General features: G+C 34.4%; 9 protein-coding genes and 2 pseudogenes. 4 read left to right on the top strand and 7 right to left on the bottom strand.

Annotation, left to right across the window (positions count from 1 at the left end; genetic code table 11):
- Positions 1–478: 478 nt before the first annotated feature.
- Both SPD89_RS17735 and SPD89_RS17745 read right to left on the bottom strand, forming a co-directional pair.
- Positions 479–697 carry a hypothetical protein gene (locus SPD89_RS17735; protein WP_336263285.1) on the bottom strand — a complete coding sequence of 73 codons (219 nt, stop codon included), beginning with the start codon at positions 695–697 and terminating at the stop codon, positions 479–481.
- Positions 698–1,255: 558 nt separating this feature from the next.
- Positions 1,256–1,873, bottom strand: coding sequence for a YpjP family protein (locus SPD89_RS17745; RefSeq protein WP_336263286.1), 618 nt, complete (start codon positions 1,871–1,873; stop codon positions 1,256–1,258).
- Positions 1,874–2,171: 298 nt separating this feature from the next.
- Here SPD89_RS17745 and SPD89_RS17750 point away from each other — a divergent pair, with 298 nt between their 5' ends.
- The 3 genes and pseudogenes from SPD89_RS17750 (at position 2,172) to SPD89_RS17760 (ending at position 4,059) form a co-directional block, all read left to right on the top strand.
- On the top strand, positions 2,172–2,381 hold the full coding sequence (locus SPD89_RS17750; RefSeq protein ID WP_336263287.1) for a hypothetical protein: 210 nt from the start codon (positions 2,172–2,174) through the stop codon (positions 2,379–2,381).
- A gap of 93 nt (positions 2,382–2,474) precedes the next feature.
- Positions 2,475–2,786 (top strand): annotated as a pseudogene (locus tag SPD89_RS17755) (class I SAM-dependent methyltransferase); the annotation flags it as partial.
- 325 nt (positions 2,787–3,111) lie between these two features.
- Positions 3,112–4,059 carry a DUF4349 domain-containing protein gene (locus SPD89_RS17760; protein WP_336263288.1) on the top strand — a complete coding sequence of 316 codons (948 nt, stop codon included), beginning with the start codon at positions 3,112–3,114 and terminating at the stop codon, positions 4,057–4,059.
- Positions 4,060–4,424: 365 nt separating this feature from the next.
- Here the strand turns inward: SPD89_RS17760 and tnpA are convergent, their stop codons facing one another.
- Positions 4,425–4,829, bottom strand: coding sequence for an IS200/IS605 family transposase (gene tnpA, locus SPD89_RS17765; RefSeq protein ID WP_336263289.1), 405 nt, complete (start codon positions 4,827–4,829; stop codon positions 4,425–4,427).
- A gap of 531 nt (positions 4,830–5,360) precedes the next feature.
- On the opposite strand from tnpA, the gene SPD89_RS17770 reads away from it, so the two are divergent.
- Positions 5,361–6,734: an IS1096 element passenger TnpR family protein gene (locus SPD89_RS17770; RefSeq protein WP_336263293.1), complete on the top strand. Its 1,374-nt coding sequence runs from the start codon at positions 5,361–5,363 to the stop codon at positions 6,732–6,734.
- Between the two features lie 403 nt (positions 6,735–7,137).
- On the opposite strand, the gene SPD89_RS23205 is transcribed toward SPD89_RS17770, so the two are convergent.
- The 4 genes and pseudogenes from SPD89_RS23205 to SPD89_RS17785 form a co-directional block, all read right to left on the bottom strand.
- Positions 7,138–7,311 carry a DUF6933 domain-containing protein gene (locus tag SPD89_RS23205; RefSeq protein ID WP_442961195.1) on the bottom strand — a complete coding sequence of 58 codons (174 nt, stop codon included), beginning with the start codon at positions 7,309–7,311 and terminating at the stop codon, positions 7,138–7,140.
- Positions 7,308–7,543 (bottom strand): annotated as a pseudogene (locus tag SPD89_RS23210) (DUF6933 domain-containing protein). Before SPD89_RS23210 ends, SPD89_RS23205 begins: the two are co-directional and overlap by 4 nt.
- A 164-nt stretch (positions 7,544–7,707) precedes the next feature.
- Entirely contained in the window at positions 7,708–8,547 is an 840-nt protein-coding gene (locus SPD89_RS17780; RefSeq protein ID WP_336263291.1) for a YecA family protein, read from the bottom strand.
- A 185-nt stretch (positions 8,548–8,732) separates the two neighbouring features.
- Positions 8,733–10,397, bottom strand: coding sequence for an SWIM zinc finger family protein (locus SPD89_RS17785; protein WP_336263292.1), 1,665 nt, complete (start codon positions 10,395–10,397; stop codon positions 8,733–8,735).
- Positions 10,398–10,472 lie beyond the last annotated feature (75 nt).

Below are 10,472 nucleotides of genomic sequence, written 5' to 3' on the forward strand. Positions count from 1 at the left end.
ATTTTTTTGTAATCTTTTTTTCCAGCCGATAAACATACCTAAATCCAATCAAAAAGAAGCTGGCACATAACTAATACAAGCAACTTTAAAGACGAACAACACATTGGTCCTGTGACCAACGCCGATCTAGCACGTCCTGTGCGTCGCAGGTGGAAAGGCATAGGTGAGACTTCGTAGTACAAAGCACAAGGAGGCTCACCAGCCGCCCGCGGAAAGCGAAGTATATTTCCGAAGTAAGTTATAGGCACTTACAATAGTTCTGATTTTTCTTTAAGTGCGTGTTCAAAAAGGAGGATAAAAAGGACCAAGAAGTTCGAGGCGGTGCAGTTCCCGTCAGCGGAATGTATGCATTTAGATACATGAGTAGCGAAGAAACAAGCATTCGTGCGAAATTCGTAGTGTCATTTTTACCGGACTTTTTGAACATCCTCTTTAATGAAAATACTTTTGTCTCAACCTCCTTCATTTAATATGTTTCTTATAACTCCACAACAGCCATACCAATATTTCGTGCGATAATTCTCGTACCTTTATCATTTGATAAAAACATTAAATTAGCTCTTCCGTTTTTTAGTTCACGTAAATAAGTTTCAATAATTTTTTCATCCGTCGAACTATCTAAGCCGAACTTTCGGATATCGTCTGTTTTTGGTGTTTTTAAAATATATAGTTTCTTTCTCCACTGAAATTCTTCCATCACATCAAATGCAATTTTAGAAATAGACGACAAAGTAGGGGATTTGGGGCTGTACTAAACCTTGTTTGGATGGGAATGGGACAGGCTTATAACCGACAAGTGGTAAAGGGGATTATTGCATTTCTTTCTCTTCATTGGCATTTTTTATCTTAATAGGGCAAACGTTTTTGACGAAGATCAGTTTGGCTGGATTTTCCTAGGTTTTTACATACTTGTGATGATCGTTACAGAGGCGACAGCATCTTTTGGTCAAATGAGCATAACGACTTGTTTACTTGGACTAGCTGCTGGGTAACTTGTATTCGGTCCACTTAGTGATTTTAAAGGAAGACGAAAACCACTCGTCATTACCCTTGTTTTATATAATTTTTTCACTACTTTAACGGGATCAGACAATAAGAAAACTTGGCATTCACACCAAGCTTATAGCGAATGCCTAAGTAGCGCTTATGCAGGATAAGAATGTTTTATCTAATCTGCTAAAAATCCTTCGCAATAAGTTAAGGGATTTTGTTTTCATATTTTAAAAAAGCCAAGTATCTTTTCCCGATACTTGGCTTAAGACATCCATTTTGGTGGTGTGTTTTTATCCCAATAAATATCTCCAATTTCATAATGTTCTTCAAAATTATCTTTGCTTAAATGATAGTGAAAATTAAACCAATATCCTTCTAAGGGTCGATTTTCACGGCGCACATGAAATCTAGCAACATCCTTTTTATTCCGCTCATCATATACGTGAAAGATTCTTTCCCCAAATCCGCTAGATGGACGCTCCGTAATTGCATAATACGGTACCGCATCTTCTTCAGCATCGGCAATGATTGTCGTTATTACTTCTTCGATGCCAGGCAAGATACTCACCGTAAACTCATCTTCTATTTGAGAAGCAATTTTAGGACCTAGTTTCGTAATTGTTTGCTCTTGTGCTTTCGTTATTAGCAAACTTGCAAAATCAATATCGGAATCACTATCAAACGAAGAACTCTCAAAAGTAGATTCAGACTCCTCTAAATCCACTACTTTAGCATATTCATTATTTTCACTAGGACTTGAATTAGAAGATATATCTTTGCTTTCAGCCGCATCCGTATTTAAAGATACTGGAGGCACATACATCCCTAATGTCATAATCGCTATTAAAATTACAAATGTCTTTCTCATCCATAGTTTCATAGAAACATTCCCCTATGTATCTTCTTTATTAAATTTTACCATTTTTCACAAACTTGTCTAGAGTTATTTTCAAAAAAAATAACTTCATTTTGAACCAATTATATTACTCGTTAGTTAGTAAAATAAGTATATATTTAACCGTCATTTCTTGATATAATTTAATTCACATTAAGAACTGCACTAGGATGGTTATACAGACATTTTTTATCTTGAAACACATACAAAATTTTTCACTCTACATAAAATGCACTTAAAAAACAACTTGCTACGGATTCACCGATTGATTGGAGGGAGAAAAATGAAAAAGGAAAAATTAATTAGAAAATATGATAAACAGGTAAAAATGTATGAAAAAAATAGAGACCAAGCAACACTTAGTAATTGGAGACGAAAATTATTAAAAAGCGCTTATGGAAATGTTCTCGAGGTTGGGATTGGGGTTGGTGCCAACTTCCCATTTTATAACAGAGAAAAAGTGCACATAACAGGTGTTGATTTTAGTCAATAGATGATTAAAAGTGCTAAGCAATTAGCTTCCAATCTACAAGTAAAAGCAAATTTTATACATAACGACATCGATCAATTGTGATTTGAAGAAAATTCATTTGATTGTATCGTTTCTACCCTAACCCTTTGTAGCTATCCGGAACCGGTTGTTACTTTAAATAAGTTGACTGAATGGTGTAAACCTAATGGCACGATATTACTTATGGAACATGGGCTTAGCTCTAAAAGACTTCTTTCTACTACGCAAAAGATAATGAATCCGCTATTCAAAAAAATATCTGGGTGCCACTGCAACCGTGATATGCTTGCTATAATTAAACAATCCGATCTACAGATTGAGCATGTGGAGCGCTATTGGCAAGAGATCATGTGTTTAGTGTGGGCAAAACCATCTAAACAAGTATAGAAGAGTCACTTCTTTCCAAGTTTACGATATCCTAACATTCCTATAGGGCATCCACATATCGCTTTTCGTCCGTTCGATAATTTAAACCAAATAGTTTTTTCACTCTCCCATTTTTAGATGCCAGTGAACCAAACTTAAACTCGTTCTGTCTAATTTCATTGTTTCTTGATATAATTGGTGGAACGAGAAGGCCTTTTTCTAAAATGTTTTTTGCCGGACAAGCATACATTTAAGTTAAAGTACCTTCTCTTTTTTAATAGAATTTCGCTATCTTGAGTAGTAATTTACATAATAGTTACCTATTATCGCCAATGGAGGTTTTTACATGAGAAAAGTGAAGATGAGATTGTTACTATTTTTAAGCACGATACTTTTTTTAGCAGCTTGTAGCTCTGGTTCAGATGATTCTAGTTACGAAATGGAAGACGCAAAGAGCGAAAGCCAAATGTATACACATAGTGACACAGAAGAAGCCGATACAGAAAGTTCAAACGATTTTGCAACAATCGAAATGGAAGACCAAGCATTAGAAAATGAAGCAGAAAGTCAAGATGAAGAAAAAATTGAGCTTGCTCAAACAGATCGAATGATTGTTCACCAAGCCGAATTATATATTAATGTGATAGACATTGATAAAGCTCAGGCAAACATTGAAGCTAAAGCCAATAAATACGGCGGATATATCGTTGAATCAAACGTATATCAAGAAAACGAGGATGATTATACGGCTTATATAAAAGTGAGAATTCCAGAGAATGATTTTCAAGCTTTTTTATCGGATACAGAAGAAACTGCTGCTGAAGTTCTTGAACGAAATGTAACTGGAGAAGATGTAACCGAACAATTTATAGATTTAGAATCAAGATTAAAATCCAAACGAGCGGTTGAAGAAAGATTGCTTGAGTTCATGAATGATGCAAATAAAACAGAGGATTTATTAAAAATATCGAACGATTTAGCAACAGTACAAGAAGAAATTGAAGTTATCGTCGGGCAAATGAATTACCTTGAAAATCAAACCTCTTTTTCAACAATTGAAATATCAATGTATGAGAATCGCGTCAAAATTCCTGAATTAGAGAATAAAGACTTAAATACGTGGGAAAGAGCGCAGAAGCAGCTTGCCATCAGCATTAACTTTATCCTTGCAACCGGGTCGGGAATAATCGTATTTCTCGTTGGAAACCTTCCAATTATACTAATACTTTCAGTAGTTGTTCTAGTTATTTATTTCATTGTTAAAAGAAGAACAAGAAAACATAAAGATAGTTAATCTAACCAATCCGAAGCGTTTTATCGTCGGACGAATAAGAAATAGACTTCCCCTAAACTTGCTAAAAATCTAGAACGTCTAGACTGCCACTCAACGTATGTATATTACAAAATCTTTTTTTACTGGACCGTAAACTTCCGTTTATTCCACCTAAGTTAAAATAGCTGTAAATTCGATAACAATAAATTGTCTTCATTATTTACGGTAAAGTACTACCTTTCATTCTTCTGATTATGTATCGCATTTAATTGCATAACACAGATAAAGTAAAAGTAACAGAAATAGGATTCTAAAGCCGTTTATAGACAATTGAACAATAAGTGAAGGTGCAGTCCCTTTCAAATTGCAACTATAATTAGTGGGGGTTAACCTTCACGGTCTTGATTTTTGATGTATTCCTTAATTACGGATCTAGGGGCTCCCTCGGAAGTTAAAATTAAATAACTCCTACTCCAAAAATAAGGTTCCCAATAATAAGCCTTAAGGAATTTTTCGAACTCCTTTCGAATGTATCTAGAGGTTACAGTTTTAAAACTATTAACTGTATTAGCTAGATTAATTTGTGGTGGTGCATCAAATAATATATGGAAATAATCCTCTTCACTGTTAATTTCTAAAATCTCACATTTCCATCTTGCAAACAAGTCATGGGCGATTTCTTCGAGTCGCTTTTTTATTTGGTTATTGATAACAGGATGACGATATTTTGTTACGACAACTAAATGATAAGTTAGTTTATAAGCAGCGTGTCTATTTCTATTATATTGCATTTAACCCACCCCTTATTGACTATTTCAACTAATTTAACTATAATATGTAAAAAGACAAAAATCAAGGAAGGGTTATTCAATGGAGCAAACGAAAACAATCGATGCAAAAATTGTAACTCACGGAAGTAAAACGTTTGATGCGACATTAGATATTTTCCGCGAAGCTTTGGGTTTTATCGTTGATTAAATGCATCCTATAATATCGGTGCAAGGTACTTTATTAGAGAAATTCTTAAATCCTTTTCTGAAAAGAAATGGTTAGCAGTTCAGACAAAAGTTCCTGAGCTCCTAGCCAGAACACAGCAGACTTTGGCTTCATTAATTAACTTACATCAGGCGCTTCGTATCAATGATACTAAAATTGCGTGACGTATAGCTGTATTTAAGTCAAGGGAAGCTCCACCAAAATCTTCGATTTTGGTGGACAGGTTCACGCGGATCCATTTACAATAAGGACAGACTATTATTTTTGCAGCGATAACAAATGAAAGTTCTTGCATGAAGAAATGGAGGGATTTAATCGTGCATGATATGGAGCAGTTATCATTTTTCGATCACATATTAGATATGGATGATAATCCATTCGATAACCCCCAAGACACAATTTGGTTTAAGAAGCAAAATAGAATTTCAATTCCTATTGAACTAGTTAGTGATTTCGATCAATTTATGGATTATTTATGCCATCATTCTATTCAACTAACAAATACAAAAAGCCATATTTCGAGAAAACATCTTCCTTCGATCAATGAACGATTAACGATAAAGGCTGAAGAAGCGACAGACTATACACAACAAGAATACTATCCATATATTCATTTTTTCTATCATATTGCTCTAGCTGGGCAGCTAATCCAGTTGGAATCGTTTGATTCAACTAAGCTGCAGTTAACAGTTACAGAAAGATGGAATTTGTATAATAATTTAACAGACACAGAAAAATACTTCTTTTTACTAGAAACATTTTGGATCGATGTGAACTGGGCGAAAATTTTGGATAAAAAAGATAACCCTGTTCATATTGTGATTGAAGATGTTTTTTCAAAATTACTAGATACAAAATCAAATAATTGTCTAAAACTAAATGATTCACTTATATCTAGGCTTACTTTTCATTGGGATTATTTCTTTGTTTACTTGGAATGGTTCGGTTTTTGGGTATGTGAAAAAGATCATCAAGCTATGGATCGCTATCATAGCAATAAAAAATTCATCGCAAAATCTGTTACATTAACGACCTTCGGCAAACAAATGATCCCGATTTTATTAAACAATCGACATCCGCAAATTTGGAATATTCCCTATCGTCGTGAAAATGGAGAAGTGAATCCAATACCGGGATTGGAAAATGATGGAATTGAAAACTTTTTTGGAAAACAAATGAATAAAAGGAAGGATCAAAGTTTTCAACCTTTTTATAAGTCCTTCGATAGTCTTTTCATAAAAATAGTATTACGAAAAACGCTACCGAGACAAGAACGTATATTCACTCCTGGAATGTATACATTTAAAGTAGCTTATGACAAATATTCTTGGTGCAAAGTAGCCTTGACAGCACAACATACAATGGAAGATTTACATAAGATCATTATTAATACATTCCAGTTTGATAATGACTATCTTTATTCTTTTTTTATGGATGGGATCAAAGGGTCAAAAAGTTCGATTGTTGCACCATTGGATAATTCTAGTTCCCCCATTGCTTCCAATGTTCTGATTGGATCTGTCGGATTATCTGTCGGACAACGCTTTTTGTACCTATTTGATCATGTAAGCGAAAGGACATTTACTATAACGGTGGAGCAAATCGCGGAAACAGGATCAGAAAAAGAACGACCAAAACCTTATTTAATTGAACATCAAGGAAAGGGACCGGAGCAATATTTTTACAATGAAAAATTTTAACTATTAACTTGTGGAATAGCTGGTCAAAAAATTACTCTCAAAAAGTAACCATCATCCATTGTCACATGAAGAGGTAATTTTTCTTCACATTTCGTAAAAAAATACGTCCCTTTCTTCCCACTTCGAAATGAACAAGATCAAAAACCCTTAGAAAGAAACATATTTGGAAAAAGGGCACTCCATCTTGAAGAACAACTGGTACGCAATTTTTCGCTTATGCCTCATTTACAGGGGCACTCTCCATTCTTTAAAAACAAAAAAACCTCTTGACGGATACGTATACGAAGGAGAAGTTATTTTTTCATAGACGTAAGAAACTGGAAACAGCCCCCTCAGATCAAATATCTTAATGGCCCATATCCGCTGATAACTTTCTTTAGCCATTCGTTAATTTGTTCGGAGCTCAGCTTTCTTTCTCGTAGACCTTCTGCCCACACACTTCCCGCACGGTGTTATTCAGCCTTGCCACCATGCTCCTATTGGCTGTTTTAGAGAAAGAAATTTCACCAGCGTTAGCAATATAAGCATCAATGATATCCCTACGGACGCCTTCGTACAGCTTCCGTAATTGCTTCAAGAATTAAAAGCTCTAATATTAGAAAAAAACTTCTTAGTCGGTCGGTAAATAACGACCGGATACCTTGTTTCATTATTCATTAAAATAATCACTTTTCTTCTATTATAGTGACAAAATTTGCGTGCCATGCCATAAAACTATTCGGAAATTGCTCATGACCTTCAGGAGAAGCTAATTCGTTTTCCTTCAATCCAATCTTATCAAGTAAAGCTTTCGTGCATTGGATTAACATGCGTTTCACCCTATCATTTTAAGTTTCCTAAATACAAAAGCACTTTTATGTAAGTACATCAACTTTATAGTTCTTGCCTTAAATTTTCAAGCCTTTCCTTCACTACATCTAAATCATATTTATCCTTCGCAACTACTAAACCTTTTTCGTATAGTTTCTGGGCTTTATGATAGTCCTTCTCTTGTCCAAGGTAGTACATATCCCCCCCAACCAATATAGCCCCATGGATTATTAGGAAAATCTTTCACTAACTTCTCAAATTCGAAATCCGCTTTCATATGCTCTCCTAATTCCTTATAAGACGCTGCAATAGCACGCCGCATATTATGAATGATTTGTTCATCTTCTTTAGGAAATATGTCGCAAAACTCACGGCAATACACTATTCTTTTTTCAAAATAAGCAGGATTATTCAAGCCTGCATTATGAAGTTCCATTTCTAAGTCCTGGCAAAAGTCACGTATATAAAAGCTCCCTTCATAGTGCTCGTCTAGATGATCCAGAGTTTGAAACTCGGATTCGCTTCTGTCCTTAATAACCTCCCAAACTTTCAACCAAGCATCACATGCTGAAACAGGATCATTTTTAGCTAAATAGCCAAAACCACGATCGGATAGGTCACTCATTTGTTCCATTGATAAGTGATTTGACGGAGCTAACCTCTCCCATAGTATCCACGCCGCCATCCAAGGAAAATCTTCGTTTCTACCCTTTACAGTAACCGTATTATGTTGGAACCAGTTGTCTGAAATTTCTTCCGCAGAATAAAATTTTTTCATATCTTCTAAAAATTCTTCACGGTTAAATGAAATACCCACTTCACCTAACTTGTATACAATTTCATCCGTACTCATTGCGTTTACTTCTTCATATGTAAGCCATCGGGTAACTGGATTATGTACCACTTGATTAATATTCAATTGTGCATCTTTATCCAAACAACATTTTTTATATTTTTTTCCACTTCCGCAATGACATTTATCATTCCTACCAATTTTAACCATTATCTCTACCTTTCTATTTTGGTATAAAGCCAGTTATACTTTTGTATGAAAATAAATAATTTTCATTATAGATGGTGCCTGCGCAATGCGGAGCCATGTTGGTTTCTTACCTACTAAAAAATCTATACTTGTTTTTCTATTATACCCTATCAATCCTTATACAATATGTACAACGAATTTAGTATTTAAATTCTCCCTAACTCATCAATAAACGCCGGTCTTTTTCTAAATTGAACCTTAAACTCATTTATCAATTCTACTTGCTTTTGCTTCCCGGCAATCTTTTTATATCTTGTTAATTTATGACATACTCCTTGATATTCTTTTCGATTGGATGAAGTACTTGCAATAGATTTTATATGATTCGTATAAATTTCGATGGTATCCTCTTTAAAAGGCTTGACTAACTTTTCAGCGTAATCTTCAATATATATCGGGTTATCCCTGACAAATTCCAATATTTCATCAAGATCATTTTCTTCCTCTATTAACTTAAGGAATAATCTTTTTGCATGCCAACCTGCCCTTTTTTTCAATTCTAGTTTGAAGTTTGTATAGAATTCATTTTGATTTGCAGCCAATTCTTTTAGGTCTTGATAATAGTCAAACTCACCATTAAAGAAAAGCTCTTTTGCCAAGATTCTTTGCTCTTCTTTTAGTGAAAGAAACTGCAATGCTTTGTAGTGGTATTTTTTCCATTTTAAGAGTAATCCTGGTAACTCTTGATCCTGCTTTTCGCCATCCTTTGCTAATTCGATTACTTTTTCGTAGTTTTTCTCATGAAGATAACGATTTAGCAATTTTTCTCTAAAAGACGAAAATTGTAGATGCTCATGAATGAACTGCTCCGCTTCTTTTTGATTACCATATTTTTCAGTTATCTTAAACAATAGTTGGAGCAACCTTTCATTTTCATACTTCGAATAGTAATCGTTAGGATTGTTATCAAGAATTGACTCGATTTTAATTATGAACCGCTCTCTAAGTTTTTCATCATTCGCAAATTCAGAACAGATATTTAATAAATCCGTCCTGTAATCTGACCAATCATCGAAAATCTTATTGTCTGTTTGGGCTAATAGCTTCTCAAAAACTTCTACTCTTTGATTATTTATGTTATCGCATCTCGACACAATTTCTTCTATTAATTCTAACGATTCCATTGCAAGGGAACCGATATTACCACTAGAATCATCTGCATATGAAAAGGCATTAATTGCCTCCCCAAGTAAAAGCAATGCAATATCCACTGCTACTAACACATTCTCCATGTTTCTAGCCTTTTCTATTACCCCTTCCAACTCGCTAACAAAATCGCTCGTATCTCGGTACTTGATAAAACCCTCTCTACCCGTATACTTTCTAACAATTGTGTTGATTAATTCCTGGCATGCTTTTAGTTCTTGTTGCTCGTCACCATTACCGTATTTAAACAAAAGACTCTTTTCTAACGTAGCATCATCTAGTGCTAAATTTACGATAATATTTATCAATTCTTGTTTTGAAAGATTGTTTAAAATAACTTGAACAGTTTCTCGCTTACTAGACTTGGTCGATACCTGTTCAATATCATTTTCGTGATGTAACATGTCAAAGGCTTTAAAATATGCTGCTGCTTCGTGTTTACATAATGGTCCAAAATCATAAGGACAATCACAATAAGAACTTAAAATATCGCCATTGTCCCCAATTTCAACAAGTACCTCGTAGTAATCACTTCCTTCAACATGAAAAATATATTCGTTATCCCCTTGTTTATACGACTCTACAATATTTCCATCAATATAATAGTTGTACCCTCTATCTAAAATCGTTTTATTAATATGGTACTGAAAATCACGAATGTTCATCACAAGCCCCCACATTCTCTTTTGTTTTATTTTAACACATTACGGGGCTATACTAAATTCCAACTAATAAAGAAG

The organism is Pseudogracilibacillus sp. SO30301A, from assembly GCF_037072025.1.
GTDB lineage: Bacteria > Bacillota > Bacilli > Bacillales > Amphibacillaceae > Pseudogracilibacillus.